This is a genomic window from Verrucomicrobiales bacterium (genome assembly GCA_016793885.1).
In the GTDB taxonomy this organism is placed as follows: Bacteria; Verrucomicrobiota; Verrucomicrobiia; order Limisphaerales; family UBA11320; genus UBA11320.
The window spans coordinates 104,280-127,871 of sequence record JAEUHE010000236.1; the positions used below are offsets into that span (position 1 = coordinate 104,280).

Consider the following 23,592-nt stretch of genomic DNA (forward strand, 5'->3'; position numbering starts at 1 on the left):
GGGCTGGGCTGACGTTGGCTTTATGTCTCGACTCCCCTTCGAGTTGTTTTTGGCGCTGCGTTACCTGCGGCCCAAGCGCACCTCGGTTTCCATAATAACCCTGATCTCCATTTTGGGAGTGATGTTGGGGGTGGCGGTGCTGATCGTGGTGATCGCCGTCATGAGCGGTTTCGATCGGGAATGGAGGAACAAGATCCTGGGGTTTAATGCCCACATGGAGATCATGAAGTCCCGCAGCATCGACACCATGACGGAGTGGCCGATGCTGCTGTCCTTGGTCACTAACGTGCCCCAGGTAAAAGCCGCAGCGCCGTCGGTGATCGGCAAGGTCCTGGCTCGTGTGACGTTGCCTTCGGGTGAAACACTCAACGATACGCCGGTCCTGCGCGGGGTGCATCCTGGGTTGGAGCCCCAAGTGAGTCTTGTTCCCAGTCACATCGTGGAGGGGGCCTACGATGTGGAAGGCCGCGGGGCCTTGCTCGGACAGGATTTGGCGGCCAACCTCCATCTCAAAGTGGGCGATCGTTTCTCGGTCTATTCACCGGCCAACATCGATCGGCTGGAGCGCATTGCGCGGGAAAAAAAAGACGAGGTGATCACCCCCGAGGAGCTCACCGTTCGCGGGATTTTCAATGTGGGCTTCGCGGACTTCAACGCGATGTTTGTCGTCACCTCGTTAGAGACAGCCCAGGACTTTTATGAATTGGGCAACTCGGTGCATGGAATCAATGTGGTGCTTCACGATCCTTTCCAAGCCCCCGCTGTGAAGGAGTATCTGCAGTCCACCTTCGGACCCGACTTTCGAGTGGTGACCTGGATGGAACGGTATTCTGAGCTGTTCAGCACCTTGGTTCTGGAGAAGAACATGATCTTCTTCCTCCTGTTCTTTATTGTGCTAGTCGCCGCCTTTGGCATCACGAGTTCGCTGATTACCTTTGTCGTTCAGAAGACCCGCGAAGTGGGGGTGCTGAAGGCCCTCGGGGCCACGCGCAGCCAAGTGGTGTGGATTTTCCTGAGCCAGGGCATCGTGGTGGGAGTGATTGGGGTATCCACCGGCCTGGTTTTGGGCCTGCTCACGCTTCGCTACCGCAACGAGTTTCTCGAATTCTTGAGCGAGCTAGCCGGACGGAATCTCCTGACGGCTTCGATCTACAAACTTTACGATTTGCCGTCGGAACTGGTCATGAGTGACCTGGTGATGATTTGTGGCGGCTCTTTGATCATCTGCACCTTGGCGGGGGCTATTCCTGCCTGGAGCGCGGGGCGTCTTAAACCGGTGGAGGCGTTGCGTCATGAGTGATCGCCAGCCGGTAATCCGCGCGCGCGACCTTGTGAAGTCCTATCGGATGGGCAAGCGGGAGATCCAGGTCTTGCGTGGGATCAGCCTGGAGGCCTTCCACGGCGACTTCGTGGCCTTGCGTGGCTCCTCGGGGGCCGGCAAAAGCACGCTGCTTCATCTGCTGGGCGCCTTGGACACTGCCGATCAAGGAAGCATCCAATTGGATGGACGCGAGCTGGCCGCCGCCTCGGCGGCGGACCTGGCACGCATTCGAAACCAGCAGGTGGGGTTTGTCTTTCAGGCCTATCATCTGCTGCCCGAGTTGGATGCCTTGGAGAATGTATGCCTGCCCGCCAGAATCGGACGGCGGCTGCCCGCCGGCGTGGAGGAGCGTGGCCGGGAACTCCTTCGGCGTGTGGGGCTCGCTGAACGCATGGAGCATCGACCCTACGAGCTCTCCGGCGGCGAGCAGCAGCGGGTGGCGATCGCTCGTGCGCTCATCAACCAGCCGGTGCTGTTGCTAGCGGATGAGCCGACCGGGAATCTGGACTCCCAAACCGGGCAGGGGATCATCGACCTGCTGGTCCAGCTCCAGTCGGAGCAGCGCAGCACGCTGATCATGGCCACCCACGACGCAGCGATTGCCCGCCGAGCTCCGCGCGTGTATCAGCTGGCGGACGGGCGGATCGACGGTTCGTCCGAGCCGCCCCTCAGTTGACCTGATCAGATCAGATCAGATCGGTCCTTCCCGGCCCTACTTACTCTGGCACGTGGTTGCGCTGGTTAGCCTGGGGGATAATTCCCACCCGGTTTCGCGGTTGGTAGTCGCTTGGGAGTATTCACCCAGAGCGAGCTTGGAGGAGAGCAATCTATCTCTGATTGTGGGCCTGATTGGGCGACTTTTTGACATACCCCCCTAGGCAAAACTCCTGGCATGACAACTGCGTAAGAAGGTGTTAGGTTGCGGCTAACAAAGACAGAATGTCCGCGGCCTCGCCCATGAAACCTCGAACTCAAGCGTTTAGCCGAAACTCCTCGATGTTGAGGGGCGCCTGGCTGGCGCTCCTGGGGTGTTTCTCGGCTACCGTGCTGTGGGCCCAGGACAAACCTACGGAAACCCCGGCGGGTGGTGCTGGGGTGGTTGTGGCACCCATAACGGCCGGGGCTGGCCGAGTCGTTGAGTTTCAGAACGGCTCGGTGCTGCAGCCCGGAGACTCCTTGATTCCCAGCGCTGTTCGCCCCAGCCGAGGCGAGCAACAGCCCGTATCGGCGGAGATTCGAGCGCAACTGCTCAAGTTTGAATCTGCTCGGGACGCCTACCTCAAGCGCCAGAAGGAGCTCACGCAGCAGTTGAAGGGGGCGGGCGAGGATCAGCGGAAGGCGGTGCGCGATCAGCTCAAGGGGCTCCGCGAACAGTGGCTGGAGCAATCCCTGCAGTTCCGCCGCGAAGCCCGCAGTCGCATCGCCGACCTCAAGACGGAACTCCCACAGTTCGAAGCCCTGAAGGGTAACAAACCCGCGCTGGACACCAAGCCCGACCGGCGGCTGAAATAGGCCCTTGGTCCGGATGTCGCCAGCCCTGCTCAGCCCCACCTGGAATCGTGCTCCTGCCGCCCAGGATGTGGCCGGTTGCTTCCAGCTCTCGAAGAGTATTCTCCGCCTGCTTCTCTGGTCACTGCTGATCTCGTTCCCGGCCGTTCTTCGATCGGATCCCCGGTCTCCAACGAATGCCTCCCCGGATTTCTCCTTGCTCCTCCCGGTTTGGAACCCTTTTTACACCGTGGGCGTCGGGGCAGGCTTCAAGGACAACCTGCTCCTCTCCCACGCCGATCGCGAGCCCAGCGGTTTCGTCTCGATCACAGGGGATTTCACGCTCTGGCGCCGTCCGATCGACGATGGACGGGAGTTTCAGTGGGTTGTGAATGCCGTGGATCGCAGATACTGGTCCGATCGGCGCGTCGACCATGAGGACTGGGCCTTCAGTCGGGCTCGATACCTTCACGATTTGGGAGCAGCTTGGGCTTGGGTGACGGACTTGGATCTCAGTTACTTTGATGTGGCGGTGGACCTGACCTATGTCGAGTCAGTGCCGCTCGGGGCTCAACTCAGAGGCGGCTCGGTGGGCGGACTAACTGGACTTCGTCGGAAGTGGGACTCGGGCGATTGGCTGCAGTTCAACCCGTTGGCTTCCAGAACCTGGCTCTCCGGGGGATTCGATGCCTACAGCGAGTTCGGTGGAGCGCTGGGCTACCATCATCCCTATGGACACAAGTCGGACTGGCACGCCGATTATTCCCTCAGGCTGCGGCGGTATGATCGTCGAGGGGTCGTCGACTTGTCCGGTCGAGAACAGCTGGAGACCGAGCTTCGTTACCTCCGCCACGATGTCTCCTGGGCGCTGCGTCACTACTGGGATCAACGACGTCGGTGGCGGACGACCACCAAGCTGAGCGGCTTGGCCTCTTTTGACAATGGGTCTGGCTACTTCAGCTACTGGAGAGCCGCCCTCACCGAGCAGTTGGAGTATCAGGCATCTCACTGGAGCGTTCGGATGGAGGCGGGGGTCGCGCACTACGAATTTCCCCGACAGCGGCTCGTGACGGGTGGGGAGGAGAGCCGTCGGCGCTCGGATCTGGTCTTGGGGCTTCGCGTGGAGCGGAGGCTGGGCAGGCTAGTCAAGCTGATGTTGGAGTATAATTGGGACGGCGCGGTGGCCAATGACCAGTTGGAGGCGTACGGTGCCAACACGATCCAAGGCGGCGTGGCGTTGGATTTTTGAATGACTGCAACAGACTCAACAGTTCCGGATCTAGGTGCGGCACCCTCGGCCTGGAGGACCTCCCCCTGGCTGCCTGCGCTCGTCATTCTGAGCGCTCTGGCAATCCTGGGGGGATCGATAGCCCTGGTTCGACATCAGCTCCGAGCTCGGATCCGGGAACAGATTCTGACTCGGGACGGCACGGTCCTACACGCTGTGACCTTGCTGCCCCAGTACGACTCCGACCTGGACGACGCCGAGTTTGCCTCCATCGCCGATCCGGCCAACCAGCTCACCCTCATCTTGCGGACATCGCGTCTCCGCGGCGTTCTGGCCGCTCGGCTTTTCGACGCTTCGGGACTTTTCGTTCAGTCTTTTCCAGCTAATGTGGAGGAGGATATTCTTCTGCCTGAACAACTGGAGACACTTCAGTCCCTTCGTCCTTCCTGCATGTTTTATCCCTCCGTGCCGCCTTCCGCCATGTGGCTCACCTCGCCCGTGACTCGTCCCTCGGCCGAGGAAAGGGCTCCGGTGTTGGAGGTGAACATTCCGTTGCACGAGCCGGGTGGCTCGCAGCTTCTGGGAGTGGCGCAATTCCTAATTGATGGCACCGGCATGGCCGCCGAGTTTGAGAGGCTCGATCGCTACCTTGCCCAGCAGGCCCTTCTTTACTTCGGTGTCGGGGGCAGCTTGCTTGGGTTGGTGATCGGTCTCTCCTTCCATCAGCTGCGGAAATCGGCTCGACTCTTGGAACAGCGCTCCAGGGATCTTCTTCAAGTCAATCGTGAGCTGGTCATGAGTGCCAAGACCTCGGCTGTAGGTGCGGTCACCTCGCACCTGATTCACGAGCTGAAGAATCCACTGAGCGGCCTCCACGGATTCCTCGCGTCCTGCGTCCGCAACGGCGCAGGTTCTGCGACCTCCGAGGACTGGACGGACGCCGTCTCGGCCGCTCGCCGGATGCAAGCCACCATCCAGGAGATTGTGACGTTGCTGCGGGAGGAGCAGTCGGGGTTGCACTACTCGCTCTCGTTAACCGAGATGTCGAACATGGTGGTGCAACGACTCTCCACGCAAGCCAGTGACAAGCGTGTTGCCTTGGCGGTTCAGATTCGAAACGACTGCGAGCTGCCTGGGCGAATTGCCAACTTGGTGGTGCTGATTCTGGTCAACTTGGGACGGAACGCCATTCAGGCGTCACCGGCGGACACCGGCGTGCTTCTGGAGTTCGATGGGGCCAAGGCTGGAGGCGAGTTCTGCGTTCAGGACTCCGGCGATGGATTTCGAAAGGAGGAGGCGGATCGTCTCTTTCATCCGCGTGCCTCGACGCATGAAGGCGGCACTGGCATTGGGTTGGCCATCTGCAAGCAGTTGGCCAATCACTTGGCGGCTTCCTTGGAATTGGAGGAGAAGTCTGGGGTGGGATGCCGGTTCATCCTGCGGCTCACGAGTCCGGATCCTTCGCCTCGCTGAGATCGGCCGAGGGAGGCTTGACCTCAAGCTGTGGCCTGCCCTCAGATGCCGACGCGACCTTCGTCGATGGCTTGGCTTGCTTCGAGGAGGAGCATCTGCCAGCACTTTTGAATAGTTTCGGGAGGGCTCATCCCTGGAATCTTTATTTCTCGAACTCTCCCTTGGTGCCAGCTGAGAATGGTTCCGAAAGCAGCCTCACCCTCCTTGCCGGATACTTCGGCGTGGACGATGGTCCCGTTCTTGAAGAAAATGCGTCCGGTGTCTCCGTCCGGCCTGGTGAATTCCAAAGCGGAGCTGCAACGGGAAAGACACTTTAGCTGAACGATGTCCAGCAGCGACAAGCTTTCGAGCACCGCTTGAACTCCAACTCCGGCTGGTTGTTCCGACCCCGAAACGCACTTGACGGCTTCGTCCGTTCGATTCTTGTGAAGCTGTATCTCCCGATCGAGTTCCTTGAGATCGATCGGCTTCTCCATGAACCGGATGATTCCAAGCCCGGAAGCGCGTTCCCGGTATTCGGGAAGCGGTGTGGCAGTCTGGACGATGACGCGAGCAGTCGATTGAACCATGCGCAGATCGCACAGAAAATCGATGCCATTCCCATCAGGAAGCATGATATCCAGGATGAAGAAGTCCACCGGCAGCTCGGAGATAAACAGTTGAGCTTCAGCGATGGTCCGGGCTACCACGACCTTTTGTTCGGGATAGTTGGTTTTCAACCAGCGTCGAAGATGACCCGACACGATGTCGTTGTCCTCCAGGATCAGCAGGTAGGAATCGCGTTGCGTTATGGCCATGCGCAGGTACGTGATTCTTCTAAAGAGCGCCGAGAACCAGGCCGGGCGGGCTGGGTCGTGCGGAGCCCTCGCCATGGCAGAGACGCCGTTATCGACTGTCCTGGTCGATCAGTTTTCATCCCTTAGTTTGGCTCATGTTTACAAGAGGCGGCTGCGGCTATTCTGCAGTTCCTAGTCATCTCTTCGGCAGACGACGAACTTGCTTAAGCAAAGTTTCTTGAAGGAAGGATACGGGAGCTTCTGACCTGGGCGGCAGTGGCTTGAACCCGCAGGGTTCACAGACATTAGACGGGGGTGCTGGCACCCCCTGACCCGTCAAAAACTCGGAGCATCGCGCAGCGATGCCACCGGCTATGAATCGGGGTGCTCAACTTCCGTATGAACAAGGGATTTAGCGGCCTCGACGTGTTCCGCTGGGCCGAGGTTTTGTGCCCTTGCTCTGAGTTTGGGGACGGCTCGATGGAGGGCGGCCCGAGGTGGGGCGAGGTGAGCCTGGTTTCACCGAGCTGGAAAAAGGTTTAGGCTGACCATAGGCGCCTCTGCCTTTCCCGCTGCTTCGCTGCGAAGCGCGGGCCGATCGGGCCGCGGATCTGGGGCGCGAGACAATCCGGTGCATCGGCTTATTGGTGCGCATCGACTCGATGGTCTTGGGCCGCGGCTTCGGCACCAGGAGGATCGGGCAGCCCTCATAGCCGAAGGACTGTCGGAGCATGTCGCAAAGATACTTTTTATACTGGGGCGAGAACAGCTCGTCCTTATTGACAAACAGCAGGAAGGTTGGGGGAGTCGTCCGAACCTGGGTGGCGTAAAAGAACTTGAGCAGATTGCCGGTGCTGCTGATGGGTTGACGTTTTTGAATCGCGTCCTGGAGGGTGCGATTAAGCAAGGCTGTCGGGATGTTCTGGCGCAATTGCGATGCCACGTAACGTACTGCCTCCAGGAGCCGCTCGAGATTGAATCCAGAATGGGCGGACGTGAAGATGACTGGGGCATAGTCGAGGAAGAAGAGGCGCTTTTGAACCCACTCGCCGAACTCGCCCAGAGTCGTCATCGCTGTTGGGGCGGTCTTCTCATTGCGATCCTTTCGATTCCGCCTCCCGATCTCCTCCTCGCGCGCCTTGCGCACAGATTCTTCGACCAAGTCCCACTTGTTCACCACCACGATGCAGGCTTTGGATTCCTCCACGATCTTGTCAGCAATTTTCTTGTCTTGCTCGAGGATGCCGGACTCGGCGTCGACCACCATGACGGCGATGTCGCAGCGTCCGATCGAATCCTCGCTGCGCTTCACGCTGAAGAACTCCACCGTATCGTCCACTCGACGGGATTTGCGCATCCCGGCCGTGTCGATCAGCACATAGCGCTGCCGCACGCCATCGGTGTCGACTTCGAAGGGCACATCCACTGAATCGCGGGTGGTGCCGGGAATGGGGCTAACGATCACGCGCTCGGAACGGGTGAGCGCGTTGATGATGGAAGACTTGCCAACGTTTGGCCGGCCAACGATCGCCAGCTTGATTACTTCGAGAGCCGCCTCTGGTTCGTGCGGAGCCCTGGCCTCCGCCTTTGGAACCAATTTCAGGGCTTCCGTCATCAGTGCCGGAATGCCCAAGCCATGGATGGCGCTGACGGCGAAAATACGATCAAATCCCAGCGAGGAGAATTCCGCGGCGCCGGCTTCGGATCGGGAGTCGTCGGTCTTATTGACCGCCACAAAGATGGGCTTGCCACAACGTCGCAAGCGTTGGGCGACCTCCTCGTCGAGCGGGACCACGCCCTCCCGCACGTTGACCACCATGATGATCAGGTGTGCGGACTGGATGGCCAGGTCCACCTGATCCACCGCGGCTTTGACGATCACGTCAGTCGAGGTCTCCCCCCGGAGCAGCCCAATGCCGCCGGTATCGATCAGGGTGAAGGGGTTTCCCTGCCATTCGAGTTCGGCGGTGATTCGGTCGCGGGTCACCCCTGGTTGATCATGCACGATCGCGATCCGCCGCCCGGCAATACGGTTGAAGAGCGCTGATTTGCCCACATTGGGCCGTCCCACGATAGCTATGATTCCCGACATGGACACAGCATGGGCAACCTGGGTCCTCCCGGCAAAGCAAATTGTTAGTCCACGAAGAACGTCTCGTTGGCGAGGAGCAGCACCTGGGCATACTTCTCCAGCGCACTGAGCCCCTTCTGCTTCGGAGGCAGAGGGCCGCCGAAGTCCTCTTTGGCCTGCCATCGCGACCGTTGGCTGGGCTCCTTAGCATCGGAATTGGATGCCCCCGTGTATTTCAAGCGTGGGATCCACTGGAAGGAATCGAAGCTCTCATTCTCCCGGGCGTCGGTGACAAAGTCGATGGTGTCGCCTTCCTTGACTTTGATCCTTTCCAGGATGGTGTTGGTGCTGGAGTGATACGCCGTCCATTCGCCCAGTTTGCGTTGGCCGTTCAGGAGAACGGTGGCTCGGACTCCGTCACCCTGTTCGCTGGGGTGGTTCAGCTCGCCTTTGAAATGCAGTGTCCCGGCGCGTGGCGCAGTCCACCGGCGCACGGCGGCAAACCCCGGATTCTTGCCGGGATGGCCGCCTTCGGCATTCAATAGCACCCAGCCCAATTTGGAATCGGGCAGTTCCTTGCCGCCTTGCCAGGAGTAGTTGTTAAAATGAGGCAGTGGGGTGAATTTTTCCAGCTTGCCCGAGGTGAGTTCGATGGAGCCGTAGCCGTATTGCCAGGCTGGGATCTCCGGGGGCGGTTCGCTCGCAGGCTGCTTTAAGAACTCCTTACCCCATCGGATCTCTTCCGGCTCCGGGCTGCGCTGATAGATCAGGGCGTACAGGTGGCGGATTTGCGCCTCCTCGCCCGACACCTTCTTGAAGTCCTCGCGTTCCACCACCCCTCGAGCTTTGTCGACCACGAACGGGCTGTTCATCAGAAAGAGCGCCTGCTGCGGAACGGTGGTGCTGAAGCGTTGGGAGCTGCTCGTGTCGGGGCTGGCGAAATCGAAAGTCCTAAACAGTCCAGGCAGATTCTGTCGTTCCACAAATCCATAGACGGTGCGCTTGGTGGCGAAGGGTTCGGTGGTGATATCCACCGGTTGCCCTCCTCCGTTGCGGTCCAACTTTCCAGAGAGATCGAGCAGTGTGTCGCGCATGGACTCGAAATCCAGGCGTCGCCGATTCTGCTTCCAGTAGAGCTGGTTTCCGGGGTCCGCCTTGACCGCTGGCGGACGATCGTCGCTCGATTGCTGATAGGCGGAGGACAGCATCAGCAGTCGATGCAGCTTTTTCACCGACCAGCCTTCTTTGATGAACGTGGATGCCAAAAAGTCCAACAGCTCTGGGTGGCTGGGCGGATCGGATCGCAAACCAAAGTCGCTGGGAGTTCGAGCCAATGGGGTGCCGAAATGATAATTCCACACACGGTTCACCCACACCCGAGCCGTGAGCGGATTGTCGGGGCTGGCGATGGCCTCGGCCATCTCGAGACGGCCGCTGCCTTTCTGGAATGGCCGTCGGTCGGGACCGCTCAGGACCTCCAGGAACTGCCGGGGCACTTTCTCGCCCGGATTTCCTGGGTTGCCCCGCTTAAACACCACCGGTTCATGCGGCTTGTCGTTGTCCATCATCGCCATGGCCCGGGGTGGAGCTCCGGCATGAACTGCGTCGAGCTCATCGATCTTCCGCTGAAGCGCGCGAAGTTTCTGCTGCACGGGGGTCGGGAATAGCCGGTGGAGCTCGTCCGGATTCAGCACCAGGGGATTCTCTTTCGAGGCCAGCAACTCCTGAACTTCGGGGAGGGGTGAACCAGTTATTGAGTTGGTGGCGCCCTTCACGTCGGCCAAACGCTTGAAGCACTCATTGTATCGGTCGGCCACCTCCCTCAAACTTTTAGGCGGCGCGCTGGTCATCCAATAGTCGGAGGAGGGGCCAGTTAGTGATGCTTTAAGCTGGTTGGCCAACAGCGCCTTCGACGCCTCGGCGAAATTGGTGTCGGATAAGGAGCTGAAAGCAAACCAGCTGATCAACGCCGCCGGCGGCTGCTTGGACCAGGCTTCATACCGCTCCCGAAACTTGTTGGCCACGACTGGCTCGAGTTTGCGTTCCCGGGCCAGCTTTTCCTTGGCCTCGCCGTCGCTGAGCTTGCTGGCATCCCGCGCCACCAGCAAGTAGTCACCAAACTGGGCGGTGACCTTGCGCAGAGCCTCGGCGTCCTGCTCCTCCCGATACTTGGCTCGTTCATCCAGACGTTTTTTGCGCTCTTCCACGTACTGGGGGTACTCTTTGGGTAGGGCCGATTTACCCAACAGGGGCTTTTCGGCGGGCTCGTGGGAGCTGGCGAACACGCCGTACAGCGAATAATAGTCTTTGATCGAAATCGGATCCGACTTGTGGTCGTGGCACCGCGCGCATCCCACTGTCAGGCCCATCATGCCACGCATGACTACGTCAATTCGGTCATCGATGATGTCGGCCTGGTTATTCAGAAAACGTCGACCCAGGGTCAGGAACCCCATGGCGGCCAAGGCGCGTTTGTCCTCGCCGGGAGTGAGCTGGTCTGCAGCCAGCTGCTCCTTCAGAAAGCGGTCGTAGGGCAGATCTTCATTGAAGGCCCGAATGACGTAATCGCGATAGGTGTAGGAGTACGGATAGCGGCGCTCCTCCTCGAAAACATAACCCTTCGTGTCCGCATAGCGGGCGATATCGAGCCAGTACCGAGACCAGCGCTCTCCATAGGCGGGGGAATCCAGCAGTTGGTCGATGACCCGGCGGAAGGCGTCGGGTGACTTGTCGTTGAGAAACCGTTCGACCTCGGTTGGCGACGGAGGAAGCCCGGTCAGGTCGAAGAACGCGCGACGGATGAGCGTTCGGCGATCGGCCTGGGGAGAAAGCTTCAGTCCCTTCGGCTCCAAGCGTGCCAGCAGGAAAGCATCGACTGCGGTTTGGATCTGGGACTGGTTTTTGACGGCGGGGACTGGGGGCGAGACGATGGGTTTGAACGCCCAGTGAGACTTGGGATCCACCGCGGCGCTAGCCTTGTGAACCGCTCCCGTTCGGGGATCCGGAGCCCCCATCTTGACCCAGGCCTCCAGGTTCTGGATTTGCGGAGCCGGGAGCTTTTTGTCCTTCGGTGGCATCTGGAGGTGTTCGTCGCCGTAGCGCACGGCCTTGATGAGGAGGCTGTGTTCCGGATCCCCGGGCACAATGGCCGGTCCATTTTCGCCGCCTTTGCGCAGTCCGGCTGAGGTTTCCAGGTTCAGTCCGCCCTTGATGCCTTTTTCAGCCTGGGAGCTATGACAGGCGTAGCAGTTCTCCACGAGGATTGGCCGAATTTCCTTTTCGAAGAATTCGATGCCCGCGTGGGCGTCGGGCGACGCGGCGAAGGCCCCTCCCGCGCGGGTGAGCAAGAGTACCCAAGCGAGGGAGAGAGATAGATACTGAGAGACTGCTGCCTGATTTGAGTTCATCTTGCCATCAACCGAGCGTGGAATGACACGCCTGCCGTCTAAGAAAGACGATCAAAGGCGGCATCCGCTTCAAGCGTTTTGAGGTTAAGGCTAGAGCTTGATCTTGGCTGCCACCTGCGACACATCTTTGTCCCCGCGGCCGGACAAGTTGACGATCACCAAAGCGTCTTTGGGCAACCGCGGCGCGCGCTCGAAACAGGCAGCGACCGCGTGAGCGCTCTCCAGTGCGGGAATGATGCCTTCCAAGCGAGCTAGCTTGATGAACGCATCGAGGGTCTGAGCGTCGGTGGCATAGGTGTATTCCACGCGGCCTTGATCGTGCAGCCACGCGTGCTCTGGTCCGACGGCGGCATAATCCAATCCGGCACTCACGCTGTGGGTCAGCTGGATCTGGCCCCATTCGTCCTGGAGGATATAACTTCGGGTTCCTTGAAGTACGCCTAAAGAGCCGCCTTGGAACCGGGCGGCATGCTTCTCCGGAAGAATTCCCTCACCGCCGGCTTCCACCCCCAACATGCGAACCGACTCATCCTGGAGGAATGGGTAGAAAAGGCCAATCGCGTTGGAACCACCCCCGACACAGGCAATCAGCAAGTCGGGCAGGCGCTTTTCCTTTTCCAAGATTTGTCGCCGAGCTTCATCGCCGATCACACGATGGAAGTTTCTTACCATGACCGGGTAGGGATGAGCCCCATAGGCCGTACCCAGGATGTAGTGGGTGTGGCGAACGTGTGTCACCCAGTCGCGCATCGCTTCGCTCACCGCTTCTTTGAGGGTTTTTTGTCCGGCATGCACGGCAACCACCTCGGCTCCCAGCATTTTCATCCGGTACACATTCAAGGCCTGGCGTTCGCAATCCACCGCTCCCATGTAAATCACGCACTTCATCCCGAACATCGCCGCCACCGTGGCGGTGGCCACCCCGTGCTGCCCGGCGCCGGTTTCCGCGATGATGCGGGTCTTTCCCATGCGCTTGGCCAAAAGCACTTGGCCAATGGCATTATTGATCTTGTGAGCCCCGGTGTGCAGCAAGTCCTCTCGCTTCAGATAGATCTTCGCGCCTCCCAGCTCGCGGGTTAGCCGCTCCGCGAAGTAGAGCGGGGTCGGACGTCCGCAGAACTCTTTGAGGTAGTAGTCGAGCTCCTTCTGAAATTCTGGATCCGCCTGAGCCTTAAAGTACTGCCGTTCCAGCTCCTGGAGCGGGTGCATCAGGGTCTCGGGAACGTACCGTCCCCCATAAGGTCCAAAGTGACCCTGGGCATCAGGCTGCACGGCGATGTCGGTGAGCGCGGAACTCATGGAGGTAAGAATAGGGTAAGGGGCAAGTGGGTGAAAGGGGGATTTTAAGGTTTCCTCCTAGCAGGCCGGCGGACTTAGAATGTCGTTCTGCAGGGTGCCCACCCGAGCTATTCCTTCTTTCCAGGGCTTTCTTGGCGTCGGCCTGCTAGAATTCACCCCGACACGGAGTCGGGGTGAGGACAAGTCCCACGGCCCGCTAGAGGGCGCAGAAGCGGCCGAATTCTCCGCCGAAGAGGCCCGCGATATCTCGTCGCAGCTCGTCATCGGTCGTTTTCCAGCCGGTTGCCTCCAGGTCCGCGTATTTTTCGATCAATACCTCGGTGATCACGTGCCGAGAGTGCTTCCATTTGTAAATCAGCTGATCCAGTACCCGGGCGTCCGAATGCTGTGGGGTGAAGCTGAGCCCGAGCAGTTCCACCCTCATCCGTGTCATCTCGCCAATGAGCGAAGGGGTGTTGGTGAACCACCAACATCCGAACAGATGCAGGTTTCTGAACTTCCTAGCCAAAACGCACAATTCATGCTGGTTTTCGCGGGCTAGCGCGGTCACTGCGAACCGGTTGTCGGGGTAGGCGGCGCACAGGTTGCGCAGGAAGTCGAGCTGAGTCAGCCCGACGCCGTCGCCAGCCATCCTGAGCTGCGGATTGACCGCCCGCCTGACTCCCGGCATCACCGCAAACGGCTGTCCGGTGTCGCGACAATGGGGCAGCACCGCGCCCTCAATGAGCTGGGCGGCCTCGGTGTTCGCCGGAAAGGTAAACTCAGGCGGAAGCGACACCATGACGAACCCCGCCTCCATCCGGGCGCTCCAGTCGGCGAGGAATCGTCGCACTTCGGAGAGCGTCTGAACGGAGAGTGATGCCGTGACTCGGTATCCCGACTGGCTGAGCTGTTTTCGGGCGGTTCGCCAATCCAGGAGCAGCGGATCGATGCGCAGGGCGGCTTTGAAGCGGGGATGACGCTTAAACCCGCGTTCCCAAACCGGCCGCTCCAATTCGTCGAAGGGGGAGTTGGTCATGCACACGCTTCGAACTCCGGCCAAATCTAAAACCCGATCGACATGACGCTCGGGGCGCTGTTGGGCAAACCAGCGACGAATTGCGTTCAGGTCGCGTCGGTTGGCGTCCAGTCCGAAGCTGTTCAGAATCGTCAGGATGCCTCGGCACGACTCCGAGATGGGGGAGTGACGCAGGAAGAGCTGTTCCCAGATCAGGTCAGCCTGCTGCACCTTGGTGAGCTTCCAAAAGTGCTCATAGGGCTCTTCCAGGTAACGGAACGTCTCAGCCACCAGATAGTGATAGACCAGAAGGTCATCGATGCCCCATAGCAGTAGTTCTCCGAACGCCGGATCATACAAGTGCGTATGAATATCGTCCACCGGCGTCGCATTCACGATCCGTTGGATCCGCTTCGCGAGCGTCTGACGAGACTGGTTCAAGGGCTGTTCGCGCGTTGCCATTCCTTCCCAATAGCCGGTGTCCGCGCCGCCATCGACCCTTTTTTTGGAGGGAACTAATTAGGTGAGCCTAACTTTGTTCGTTGACATGAACAAGGGAGGCTCTATGCATAGGGTATGCAATTCAGCGTGAGTCATGAATCTGCCCGGAGGGGCATGGGTTCAGATGGGGGTGTCTCTTGGGGGAAGGGCGCCTGGGCGCGGCGTTGGGCGGGGTGTCTGGCCGTCGTCCTGGGTGGCCTGTGGGGAGGTATGGAGGCATGGGGGGCGAGCGTCCGCGTGGCGACCACCGTCACCATGGTCACGGACATGGTCAAGGCGGTGGGTGGAGACCGGGTGGAGGTTCAGGGCTTGATGGGACCTGGAGTCGACCCCCATTTGTATCGTGCGACGGCCGCTGATCTTCGGAAGTTGCAGATGGCGCAGGTGATCTTTTACAGCGGGCTGCACTTGGAGGGAAAGCTCCAGGAGGTGCTGGCCCGGGTGAGCAAGGCGGATCGGCCGGTGCTCGCGGTGACGGATTCGATTCCTCGCGCCCAACTGCTCCAGACGGGGCAGGGCGGGGAGGAAGCCTACGATCCCCATGTCTGGTTCGATGTTCCGTTGTGGAGCCGCTGCATCGAGACCGTGGTGAAGGGGCTGACTCAAGTGGATCCCGCGGGAGCGGCGGATTATGAGCGTCGGGCGGCGCAGCTTCGGGTTCAATACGCGGCCTTGCACACTTGGGCGTTGGAACGGGCGGCGGTTCTTCCGCCGCAGCGCCGGATTTTGGTCACCAGCCACGACGCGTTCAATTATTTTGGCCGTGCCTATGGCTTCAAGGTGGTGGCCCTGCAAGGCATCTCCACGGTGACCGAGGCCGGGTTGGCCGATGTGACCAGGCTGGTGGATTTTGTGAAGAGCAATCGCGTAGCCGCCGTGTTTGTTGAAAGCAGTGTGTCCCCCGCCGCCATGCGGAGGATCGAGAAGGACTCGGGCGCTACCATTGGCGGGGAACTCTTCTCCGACGCCATGGGCACTTCCGGCACCATTGAAAACGGTTTTGATGTTGGAACCTACGAGGGAATGATCCGCCACAATCTGGTGACCATCGTCAAGGCATTGAAGGGAGACGCGAAGGAGTGACGAGTGACGAGTGATGAGTGATGAGTGATGAGTGATGAGTGATGAGTGATGAGTGACGAGTGACGAGTGACGAGTGACGGTTTGAGTACGGCACCAACCCTTCCCCCCACTCATCACTCGTCACTCGTCACTCGTCACTACCCCATCCTCCCTCCCGAGAGGTTTTTCTTGGCTTTCTGGCCTGCCGGCGTACGCTCCCCCCTTCTTACTAGGTAGATAAAGATCATGGCTTTAAGAGTGTTCAATACCCTGTCGCGGTCCGTGGAGGATTTTGTTCCTCTGGATCCGGCGGGGAAACGGGTGGGGATGTATTGCTGCGGCCCTACGGTTTACGACTACGGGCACATCGGCAACTTTCGCACGTTTGTGTTTGCGGATCTGGTGCGCCGTTACCTGGAGTTTCGAGGCTTCGCGGTGCATCATGTGATGAACATCACCGACGTCGAGGACAAGATCATCAAGCGGGTCCGCGAGTCCGGCGAGAAGCTTCGCGATTACACGGCGCGCTACGAGCAGGCCTTTCTGGAAGATCTGGACCGGCTGAGCTGCCTCCGTCCCACCACGATGCCGCGCGCCACAGAGTTTGTGCCGGAGATCGTCCAGTTGATCACCCGTCTGGTGGAACGGGGTTATGCCTATATTGCGGAGGGATCGGTTTACTTCAGCATCTCCAAATACCGCCAGGGAGGATGCTGCTATGGCCAGTTGGTGAATCTGAACTTCGAGGAGATGCGGGCGGGAGAGCGGGTCAAGCAGGACGAATACGCCAAAGAATCGGTCGCCGACTTCGCTCTCTGGAAGTCGCGGGTTCCTGAAGATGGGGATGTGTTTTGGCCCAGCCCCTGGGGTGAGGGCCGTCCGGGCTGGCACATTGAGTGCAGCGCCATGAGCATGAAGCTGCTCGGATCGAGCTTCGACCTTCATCTGGGCGGAGAAGACCTCATGTTCCCGCATCATGAGGACGAGATCGCGCAGAGCGAGGGGGCGGGGCTGCAAGAGGGCGGACACCGGTTTGTAAAGTATTGGATGCATGGCGCTCACCTCCTGGTGGAGGGGAAGAAGATGGCGAAGTCGCTGGGAAATTTCTTTACACTCCGCGACCTGATGAGCCGGGGTTACAACGGTCGGGAGGTTCGCTATGTCCTGCTCAGCTCGCACTATCGCGAGACGTTCAACTTTTCCTTCGATGGGTTGGACGGTGCGCGGGCGGCGTTGGGACGCCTGGATGAATGCGTCGCCAAGCTGACTCAGCTCGCGGCGGGGGCGGTGAGTGAACCTGACTCGAACATTGTCGACGAGGTCACCGCCGCGCTGGATGAGGATCTGAATATAGCTGCCGCCTGGGGGCTGGTTTTCGTCTGGGTTCGGGATCTGAATCGCAAGCTGGCGGATCGCGAGTTGACGCCCGCGCAGGCCGCGGGCGCGCTGGCCGCTTGGGTGCGGCTGGACCGGGTCTTCGGGCTGAATCGCCCGGCGGAAGCGGCGGCACCTCCCGAAGTGGTGCGTTTGCTGGAGGAGCGGCAAGCCGCACGGAAAGCTCGGGACTTCAAGCAGTCGGATCTGCTTCGCGATGCGATCAAGGCGGCCGGATGGGTGATCGAAGACACGCCCCAGGGGGCTAAGCTCAAGAAGGCGTGAGCGCCCCGCTTCCCCTGGTCTCGGTGGTGATTCCTACCCGTCCGGGTGACGGGGAGCCGCTCGCCCTTCAGGCGGCCCGAGCTCTGGACTATCCCCGTGACCGGCTGGAATGGATCGTGGCTCGGGGCAAGCAACCCTCGGTGCAGCGAAACGTTGCCGTCCGCTCGGCGCGCGGTGAGTGGATCTACTTTCTCGATGATGACGCCCTGCCGCGTCCGGACAATCTGCGGCGCGCCTTCAGCCACGCGGAGCGGGATGCCGCCGTTAAGATGGTGGGTGGCCCGAATCTCTGCCCGGCCGATGCCCCCACGTTGGAACGGGTCTTTGCCGTGGTTCTCAGCTCCTTCCTGGCCTTCTTTTCCAGCCGCGCGCGCTATGCGTCCGTCGGCAAGGTGCGGGCTTCTGGCGAGAAGGAGCTGATCCTCTGCAACCTCCTGTGTCACAAATCCGCCTTTCTGGACGCGGGAGGATTCGACGAGTTGCTCTACCCGAACGAGGAGAACGCCCTGATGGATACGATGCAGCGACGGGGAGCTACCTTGCTGTATGATCCCGACTTCGTCGTGCACCGCCGGCCGCGTTCCTCCATTCGTGCATTCGCTCGGATGGTCTTCACCTATGGCCGCGGGCGGGCGGAGCAGTTTCGGTTGCATCCCACCCTGGGCTCCCTGCCTAATTTTGCGCCACCCTTGCTCTGTCTCTACCTCGTTCTCTTGCCATTCCTGGGATGGTTGGGCTTGGTGCCGTTGGGACTGTATCTGGTGGCGCTGTTGGGGCAGGGGATTCTGTCGGCCTGCTCGCACGGGTTTGTGCTTGGTTTTCTCTCTCTTCCCTTGGTGGTGCTGACCCACACGGGGTATGGCTTGGGGTTCTGGCGGGGTTTGTTTACTGCGGTCAAACCTCCTCCGGGCGTAAGGCCTACGGTTGAGGTTCAGCTCCAGCGATGGGAGGCTTAGTGACTTTTGGTTGCTAGCCCGCATCTTTCCGGGCGCGGGCCAGGTTTAACCATGGCCCTCTTTTCGGCGGCCCCTCCACGAACCGATCGCGCGCTTCAGTGTCCAGAGCGGTACAGCCTCACGCGAAGGAACAAGGCACCATGGAGTTGACCTTGAAACGGTCCGACGAGGCTTATAGTTCCATTGTCCGGAGACACGTCTCCGCTTTTCCTACGCTTGCCGGAGTGTCTGCTGGTGTGCCCATTGTAAATGCGTGCGTTGGAGAGGGCTAACCTGAGACGAAGGAAAAGCGGTGTCGTGCCACCGCAGTCCATAGAGCGCTGCTCCGCCCACTCCCTTGTTACCAGGTTCATGGCCTCGGTTTAAGTCTATTATGCGGAGGTATCCTTAAGGTGCCGTGTCCCGGCACGCAGTGCCTTCTAGCAGCCATCACCGTCGGCGGTGGTGGCTGCTAGGGGGAGTTTCGCTTGGAGTTTTCGTAGGAGCGGCGGTGAGCTTCTGCTACCTGCTTCTCGGTCATCATGGTCTTGAGTTTGCCCCGAGCCTGAGCAGCATAGCTGTCGCCGTAGGTGACCGCCGTGTCGAAACAGACATAGGCTCGGATCAGATCCTTGGAAACGCCCTTGCCTTGCATGTGCGCGAAACCCAGGCTCAGCAGCCCGTCCGCATCCCCCAACTCGGCGGCTTTACAAAAATATTCATAGGCCTTGGTCAAGTCCTTGCTGAACCCGCGTCCTTCGACATAACAGATGCCGAGGTTGACCCACGCGGTGCCCAGTCCCTGGTCGGCGGCTTTGGTGAACCACTTGATGGCCACTTCGGTGTTTTTGGGCATGCCGAGGCCCCGATAAAAGCGAACTCCCACATTATTCTGCGCTTCGGCCATTCCCTGTTCCGCCGCTTGCAGGAACCATTTCGCAGCACTGGCCTGGTCGGCTTTGACCCCCAGGCCGTCCCGATAGCAGACTCCCAGGTTGTTCTGCGCCGCCGCATAGTTCTGTCGGGCCGCGTCCTTGAAATATTTAACGGCTTCCTCGGCATCTTGAGTGCCGCCCAAACCGCGAAGATAGAGAAAACCGAGATTGTTTTGGGAAGGCGCGTGGCCCTGGTTTGCGCCTTTTCGATACAACTTCATGGCCTGAGCATAATCCCGGGTCGATTCGGCAAACTGTCCCTGACGGAAATACTCCGTGGCATCAGTGACCGACTCGTTCGTGGAACGTGCCTGGACGGTGGTCCTTCCCCGTGCGGCGTCCGAGGTGGAGCGTCCGGTGGATCGGTTGGGTTCACCTGCGGTGGAGGCTCGCTCGCCCAGCCGGACGAACATGGCCAGGCCCAGGACAGTCAGGAGCAGCCCTCGGCCCAGGTTGGGCATTGGGTTGCGCTGCGGGCTGGCTGCCAGAATGCGTTTGGAGTTCAAGAGCTGCGTCCCGGTTTGGTTGCACACATGTTCACTTGGGAATGATCGGTTGGTTCCGCCCTGGCTTAAGCGTGACCTGAGTTCCCGGGGTCCGAACCCGCAGCGCCCCGGCTAGTCTCTTTGAACCCTGTGGGTTCCCGGCCGGCCCCACCCGGCAAAGATCACACCCTCGCTAACCCCTGCGCACCATATTTTCCTGGGGCTCTTGGGCGAGGCTCGCTACTATCACCCCGCATGTCGAATCAGCCCGCGGCCGCAGCCCAGCCTTTGTCGAAGGGGAAAATTTTCCTACGTCGGCTTTTGAGCACTACCATCCTCTGGACGGTGGTGATCTCGGCCTTGTTTTCGACCAACAAGATCCTGTCGGACTACTTCTTTATCGCCATCATGACCTTGCTGGCGTGGCTAGGGCTGCGGGAGTTCTACACGATGGCGCAAAAGACCAAGCTGATTTGTTTTCCGGCCTGGGGGCTGGTCTGCGGCACTCTCTTGATGGTCGGCACCTTTCTCCACTTGCAGGGTAAACTGGGGATTCACGGTACCCCGGCCCGCGTCAACGACTTTGAAACCACCCTGTTGATTGTCTTTGTATTGGGCATGTGTGTGCGGCAGTTCCTGCGTCATGAGATGGCGCAAGGAATCGCGGCGATCTCGACCACTCTATTCGGGTTGATGTATGTCCCCTGGCTGCTGAATTTCATTCAGAAGATCAATTTTTTCCCCGGCGTAGAAGGCACTTGGTATGTGCTGTATTTCATCCTGGTGACCAAGGCTAGCGATGTGGGGGCATATGTCCTGGGGTCATTGATCGGAAAACACAAAATGATCCCGCGAGTGAGTCCGGGCAAAACCTGGGAAGGCTTCGTGGGCGCCTTGCTGATGTCCACCGGGGTAAGCGCCCTGTTTGCCTTCTTGGCTGGCTCTCACCTGGTTGGGATGAAGACGATGCATGCCGTGGTGCTGGGCTTGGTGCTCGGTGCGGCGGCAGTGATCGGCGATCTTATCGAGTCCATCTTCAAGCGGGAGGCTGGAGTGAAAGACTCGGGAGGCTTCTTTCCTGGGATAGGTGGGATTCTGGATTTATTGGACAGTCTCCTGTTCAATGCGCCCCTCATGTACCTCTACCTGCGTCACGTGTTGACCCATGCCTGAACGGGTGAGTCATTCGAGCGCGGCTCGGTCTAAGCCTTCGCCTGAATGGCGTTGGCGCCTGGTGGGGTGGTCGGGATGTTGGATCCCTCTGTTCCTGCTCGCCTGCTTCGTCACCGGCTGCGCTACGGTGCCTGCGCGGCGGGTCGGGGAAGCGCCCCGGCGGGCCGATCCAACCCGCGTGGCGGCTCTCGTGACGGAGCTTCGATCGCTTTCACCCGGCGTGGACCTGCACGAGGCCCAGGCGTTGGCGGACATGGCCCTCAACCACTCGCTCGATCTCGCGGAGCGATACGGGGCAGTTCGTCCGGCCGTGCTCCAAAACGTGCTGGTGAATCTGAAATTTAAGGATCGAGGACTTTGCTATCATTGGGCGGATGATCTTCAAGCGAAGCTCCAGACCGTGGGGTTGCGCACGCTCCGGCTGTATCGTGTCGTCTCCAAACTCAACACGAAACATGAGCATAACTCGCTGGTCGTGGCTGGTCGAGATCAGCGCATGAAACAAGGGTTGGTCCTCGATGCCTGGAGGCATGGGGGGCGGCTGTTTTGGACGCCGGTATCGGAGGATCGGAAATACGACTGGCAGCTGCGTCAGGATCTCCCGTGGATTCCTGACCAAAGCGAGCCCGGAGTGCCGTGACTTGATCCCTTAGGGCCCCGCGGACGCGGCTGCCTGAACCAGCCAGGGGTCCTGCTCGATACGGGTCAGTTCGGACCGGATATCCGTTCCTTCGTAAAATGACATCCAACCACGGATCACCTGGCTTTGACCGGGGGCGCAATCCTTGAACTTGGGATCGGAATGCAGGCAGGGCACCGGAGGATTGCCCCAAGTTCGATGAGCCGGTTCCCAGGCCCAAATGATCCACCGCATGCCGTCGTCCGAGCGGCAGGCCGAAAAGGGTTTGGCGAAGATCTTGTTGGCGTTGGTTTGCTGATTGAACCCCGCGACCCCCTTGAGCATGGCGCACATCTGGACGCGGAGGTCGCTCAGGTGATTGGTGCTGCCGTTGAACAGCTTGATCTCGAGTCGGACGGCGTCGCGAGAAGGCATCACCAGGGTGGCGAAGCTCAGTCCGTTGGGGAGCTTCCGTTCCAGTTGGAAGCTTCCATCCTTCCGCCGCCGCCACTCAAGCTTCGGAAGCGCGATCTTGGCTTGGCTCCATACCGTGGGGATGTGGGTGTGTGCCAAGTAGGTCAGCCCGAGATTGGACCAGATGGCTTCGGGCACATCGATCACCACGTAGCTCTTCTCGTCCCAAGGAGTAAACACGCTGAGCTTCGTCTCTCGTTGAGGCTCGAGGGCTCCATCCAGAAACCCAATCCGTGGATGTCGCCCTCCCGGGTACGGAACGACGAGCAGGGAGGCGGACTCTCCGCGCTCCGGGCGTCCGGCGCTCGTGATGCGATACGTGCGGAGGGCGTCGGCGATCTGTGCTCTGCTGAGGCCGAGGGCGGCTTCCATCTCCTCGAGCGTAAAATGGTGGTACCAAACCATGTTCTGCAGCCAGTAACGCAGGTCGGCGTTGCTCTTGGGCGGTCGGGCGTTCGCGGTGGTGCTGGCGGAGTTGGAGGTTGCAGCCGCTGCGGTCAGGGGAAGAAATCCTGCGAGGCCGAGGCAGAGAAATGCCGCCGTCCATATCCAGATTGGGGAGCGCGTTCGCATCAAGCCTGCATAGGGTTTGGATCCGGCGGTGTCAATGGAGATGAGGAGGGAGTGGGAAATTTTGCACCACAGAGACGGGACCGGCGGCAGAGAAGACCAGCTCCATAGACTCTCCGAAGCCGAGAACCCGTAGGGTTCAAAGAGATTAGCTGGGCGTGGAGCGCAGCGACACCCCCGGTCTGTCGGCCCCCCAATGAACAGCACCCTGAAAGGCTTGCCACCCGTCGGCCAATGGGCTGACGAACGGACTAGGTTCCTTGAAGCGGTTGACGCAAGTCTCAGAAGCCAGTGGCATCGCTGCGCGATGCTCCGTACTTTTAACAGATCCGGGGGTGCGAGCACCCCCGGCTAAATTTCTTTGAACCCTGCGGGTTCGGGCCTTGCCGACAAAGTGAGAAAAGCCGGCGTTGCCCAGCTTGTCTAGTCCCCATTTTGGATGGTGAAGATGAGGGCAAGACACCGTTTTTCCTTCACGCCAGCTCCATCCTTCTTACCAGATCACTGAGTCTCAGTCCGGTTCCCATTCTGGAAGGTGCCCACAACTTTCCCTCAGATGTCGAAGCCCGTCCTCCCCGATCATGTGGTAGGAGCAGAGTGCCGAAACACTCGTGGCGGGATGCTGGCATCCGGCCCACGCACAAGGCTTGTTGGAGGTTCCCATCGCCTTGTCGATCTTCCGTATCTCTATGGCTAGAGCCTTCTCAAACCGGCGGTCGCGTTTCAGCCGAGCTTCTGCCAAAAGCTTTTGGTACTCGGGGTGCCGCCTCTGGCTGCACCAGTCCTTCCAAAAGGTTTTATCCGGCTGACCTTTCTCTGGTTCGAAATCCTGATGCTGGCCGCGGTGCGCGTCACGAATGAATTCCTCAGGGAGAGAGATACGATATTTTTCGACATCGTTGTCGAACTGCCCCGGCCAAACCCACCTGCCATCGGTCAGATCGCAGTAAGGCACGCCCAGGTAGCGAGTAAATACCTGTCCTGAGCGCAAGTAGGCGAGCACTACCGGTAGATCAACGTCAGACAGTAAGCCCGAGATCTCCTGTGGGGCGATGAGCTCCGTGTCATCCAGATCCTGCATCCAGAACCCGATCTTTCTCATAAAAAAGGCGGCGGTGA

18 protein-coding genes are annotated in these 23,592 nt (G+C 59.8%); 10 read left to right on the plus strand and 8 right to left on the minus strand.

The window, feature by feature from the left end; all coding sequences use genetic code 11:
* Window positions 1-22 precede the first annotated feature (22 nt).
* The 5 genes from JNN07_26045 to JNN07_26065 all read left to right on the plus strand — a co-directional run bounded on the left by JNN07_26045 (window position 23) and on the right by JNN07_26065 (window position 5,510).
* Window positions 23-1,300: an ABC transporter permease gene (locus JNN07_26045; GenBank protein ID MBL9171221.1), complete on the plus strand. Its 1,278-nt coding sequence runs from the start codon at window positions 23-25 to the stop codon at window positions 1,298-1,300.
* Window positions 1,293-1,997 carry an ABC transporter ATP-binding protein gene (locus JNN07_26050; protein ID MBL9171222.1) on the plus strand — a complete coding sequence of 235 codons (705 nt, stop codon included), beginning with the start codon at window positions 1,293-1,295 and terminating at the stop codon, window positions 1,995-1,997. Before JNN07_26045 ends, JNN07_26050 begins: the two co-directional genes overlap by 8 nt.
* A gap of 281 nt (window positions 1,998-2,278) precedes the next feature.
* Window positions 2,279-2,833 carry a hypothetical protein gene (locus JNN07_26055; protein MBL9171223.1) on the plus strand — a complete coding sequence of 185 codons (555 nt, stop codon included), beginning with the start codon at window positions 2,279-2,281 and terminating at the stop codon, window positions 2,831-2,833.
* A gap of 13 nt (window positions 2,834-2,846) precedes the next feature.
* Window positions 2,847-4,058, plus strand: coding sequence for a hypothetical protein (locus JNN07_26060; GenBank protein ID MBL9171224.1), 1,212 nt, complete (start codon window positions 2,847-2,849; stop codon window positions 4,056-4,058).
* The gene (locus JNN07_26065) at window positions 4,059-5,510 is read left to right on the plus strand and encodes a HAMP domain-containing histidine kinase (GenBank protein ID MBL9171225.1); all 1,452 of its coding nucleotides are present in this window, start codon (window positions 4,059-4,061) and stop codon (window positions 5,508-5,510) included.
* A 41-nt stretch (window positions 5,511-5,551) separates the two neighbouring features.
* Here JNN07_26065 and JNN07_26070 read toward each other — a convergent pair whose 3' ends face one another.
* The 5 genes from JNN07_26070 to JNN07_26090 all read right to left on the minus strand — a co-directional run bounded on the left by JNN07_26070 (window position 5,552) and on the right by JNN07_26090 (window position 14,522).
* On the minus strand, window positions 5,552-6,307 hold the full coding sequence (locus tag JNN07_26070; GenBank protein MBL9171226.1) for a response regulator: 756 nt from the start codon (window positions 6,305-6,307) through the stop codon (window positions 5,552-5,554).
* A 391-nt stretch (window positions 6,308-6,698) separates the two neighbouring features.
* Window positions 6,699-8,378 (minus strand): ribosome biogenesis GTPase Der, encoded by a 1,680-nt coding sequence (gene der / locus JNN07_26075; GenBank protein ID MBL9171227.1) that lies wholly within the window; start codon window positions 8,376-8,378, stop codon window positions 6,699-6,701.
* Between the two features lie 44 nt (window positions 8,379-8,422).
* Window positions 8,423-11,764 carry a PSD1 domain-containing protein gene (locus JNN07_26080; protein MBL9171228.1) on the minus strand — a complete coding sequence of 1,114 codons (3,342 nt, stop codon included), beginning with the start codon at window positions 11,762-11,764 and terminating at the stop codon, window positions 8,423-8,425.
* Window positions 11,765-11,854: 90 nt separating this feature from the next.
* On the minus strand, window positions 11,855-13,042 hold the full coding sequence (trpB, locus tag JNN07_26085) for a tryptophan synthase subunit beta (GenBank protein MBL9171229.1): 1,188 nt from the start codon (window positions 13,040-13,042) through the stop codon (window positions 11,855-11,857).
* A 217-nt stretch (window positions 13,043-13,259) separates the two neighbouring features.
* A complete protein-coding gene (locus JNN07_26090; protein MBL9171230.1) occupies window positions 13,260-14,522 on the minus strand; it encodes a glucuronate isomerase in 1,263 nt (420 codons plus the stop codon).
* Window positions 14,523-14,648: 126 nt separating this feature from the next.
* Between JNN07_26090 and JNN07_26095 the strand changes: the two genes are divergently transcribed.
* From JNN07_26095 to JNN07_26105, 3 genes are all read left to right on the plus strand, one after another.
* Window positions 14,649-15,644, plus strand: a complete 996-nt coding sequence (locus tag JNN07_26095) for a zinc ABC transporter substrate-binding protein (protein MBL9171231.1) — start codon at window positions 14,649-14,651, stop codon at window positions 15,642-15,644.
* Window positions 15,645-15,869: 225 nt separating this feature from the next.
* Window positions 15,870-17,282 carry a cysteine--tRNA ligase gene (locus JNN07_26100; GenBank protein MBL9171232.1) on the plus strand — a complete coding sequence of 471 codons (1,413 nt, stop codon included), beginning with the start codon at window positions 15,870-15,872 and terminating at the stop codon, window positions 17,280-17,282.
* Window positions 17,279-18,238, plus strand: coding sequence for a glycosyltransferase (locus JNN07_26105; protein MBL9171233.1), 960 nt, complete (start codon window positions 17,279-17,281; stop codon window positions 18,236-18,238). The genes JNN07_26100 and JNN07_26105 overlap by 4 nt, the downstream gene beginning before the upstream one ends.
* Before the next feature lie 451 nt (window positions 18,239-18,689).
* On the opposite strand, the gene JNN07_26110 is transcribed toward JNN07_26105, so the two are convergent.
* Window positions 18,690-19,658 (minus strand): sel1 repeat family protein, encoded by a 969-nt coding sequence (locus tag JNN07_26110; GenBank protein ID MBL9171234.1) that lies wholly within the window; start codon window positions 19,656-19,658, stop codon window positions 18,690-18,692.
* A gap of 234 nt (window positions 19,659-19,892) precedes the next feature.
* Here JNN07_26110 and JNN07_26115 point away from each other — a divergent pair, with 234 nt between their 5' ends.
* Together JNN07_26115 and JNN07_26120 are read left to right on the plus strand one after the other, a co-directional pair.
* A complete protein-coding gene (locus JNN07_26115; protein MBL9171235.1) occupies window positions 19,893-20,810 on the plus strand; it encodes a phosphatidate cytidylyltransferase in 918 nt (305 codons plus the stop codon).
* A complete protein-coding gene (locus JNN07_26120) occupies window positions 20,803-21,450 on the plus strand; it encodes a hypothetical protein (protein MBL9171236.1) in 648 nt (215 codons plus the stop codon). The genes JNN07_26115 and JNN07_26120 overlap by 8 nt, the downstream gene beginning before the upstream one ends.
* Window positions 21,451-21,459: 9 nt before the next feature.
* Here JNN07_26120 and JNN07_26125 read toward each other — a convergent pair whose 3' ends face one another.
* Together JNN07_26125 and JNN07_26130 are read right to left on the minus strand one after the other, a co-directional pair.
* Window positions 21,460-22,476 (minus strand): hypothetical protein, encoded by a 1,017-nt coding sequence (locus JNN07_26125; GenBank protein MBL9171237.1) that lies wholly within the window; start codon window positions 22,474-22,476, stop codon window positions 21,460-21,462.
* A gap of 508 nt (window positions 22,477-22,984) precedes the next feature.
* Complete coding sequence (locus JNN07_26130) at window positions 22,985-23,575, minus strand: hypothetical protein (protein MBL9171238.1); 591 nt, start codon at window positions 23,573-23,575, stop codon at window positions 22,985-22,987.
* Window positions 23,576-23,592: the final 17 nt, after the last annotated feature.

What these genes read in the sequence shown, in the direction of transcription:
- JNN07_26065 (MBL9171225.1), top strand. Translation starts at nt 4,059, where the DNA reads ATGACTGCAACAGACTCAACAGTTCCGGATCTAGGTGCGGCACCCTCG.
- JNN07_26080 (MBL9171228.1), bottom strand. Translation starts at nt 11,764, where the DNA reads ATGAACTCAAATCAGGCAGCAGTCTCTCAGTATCTATCTCTCTCCCTC.
- JNN07_26125 (MBL9171237.1), bottom strand. Translation starts at nt 22,476, where the DNA reads ATGCGAACGCGCTCCCCAATCTGGATATGGACGGCGGCATTTCTCTGC.
- JNN07_26045 (MBL9171221.1), top strand. Translation starts at nt 23, where the DNA reads ATGTCTCGACTCCCCTTCGAGTTGTTTTTGGCGCTGCGTTACCTGCGG.
- JNN07_26130 (MBL9171238.1), bottom strand. Translation starts at nt 23,575, where the DNA reads ATGAGAAAGATCGGGTTCTGGATGCAGGATCTGGATGACACGGAGCTC.
- der (MBL9171227.1), bottom strand. Translation starts at nt 8,378, where the DNA reads ATGTCGGGAATCATAGCTATCGTGGGACGGCCCAATGTGGGCAAATCA.
- JNN07_26050 (MBL9171222.1), top strand. Translation starts at nt 1,293, where the DNA reads ATGAGTGATCGCCAGCCGGTAATCCGCGCGCGCGACCTTGTGAAGTCC.
- JNN07_26070 (MBL9171226.1), bottom strand. Translation starts at nt 6,307, where the DNA reads ATGGCCATAACGCAACGCGATTCCTACCTGCTGATCCTGGAGGACAAC.
- JNN07_26100 (MBL9171232.1), top strand. Translation starts at nt 15,870, where the DNA reads ATGGCTTTAAGAGTGTTCAATACCCTGTCGCGGTCCGTGGAGGATTTT.
- JNN07_26120 (MBL9171236.1), top strand. Translation starts at nt 20,803, where the DNA reads ATGCCTGAACGGGTGAGTCATTCGAGCGCGGCTCGGTCTAAGCCTTCG.
- JNN07_26115 (MBL9171235.1), top strand. Translation starts at nt 19,893, where the DNA reads ATGTCGAATCAGCCCGCGGCCGCAGCCCAGCCTTTGTCGAAGGGGAAA.
- JNN07_26090 (MBL9171230.1), bottom strand. Translation starts at nt 14,522, where the DNA reads ATGGCAACGCGCGAACAGCCCTTGAACCAGTCTCGTCAGACGCTCGCG.
- JNN07_26055 (MBL9171223.1), top strand. Translation starts at nt 2,279, where the DNA reads ATGAAACCTCGAACTCAAGCGTTTAGCCGAAACTCCTCGATGTTGAGG.
- JNN07_26060 (MBL9171224.1), top strand. Translation starts at nt 2,847, where the DNA reads ATGTCGCCAGCCCTGCTCAGCCCCACCTGGAATCGTGCTCCTGCCGCC.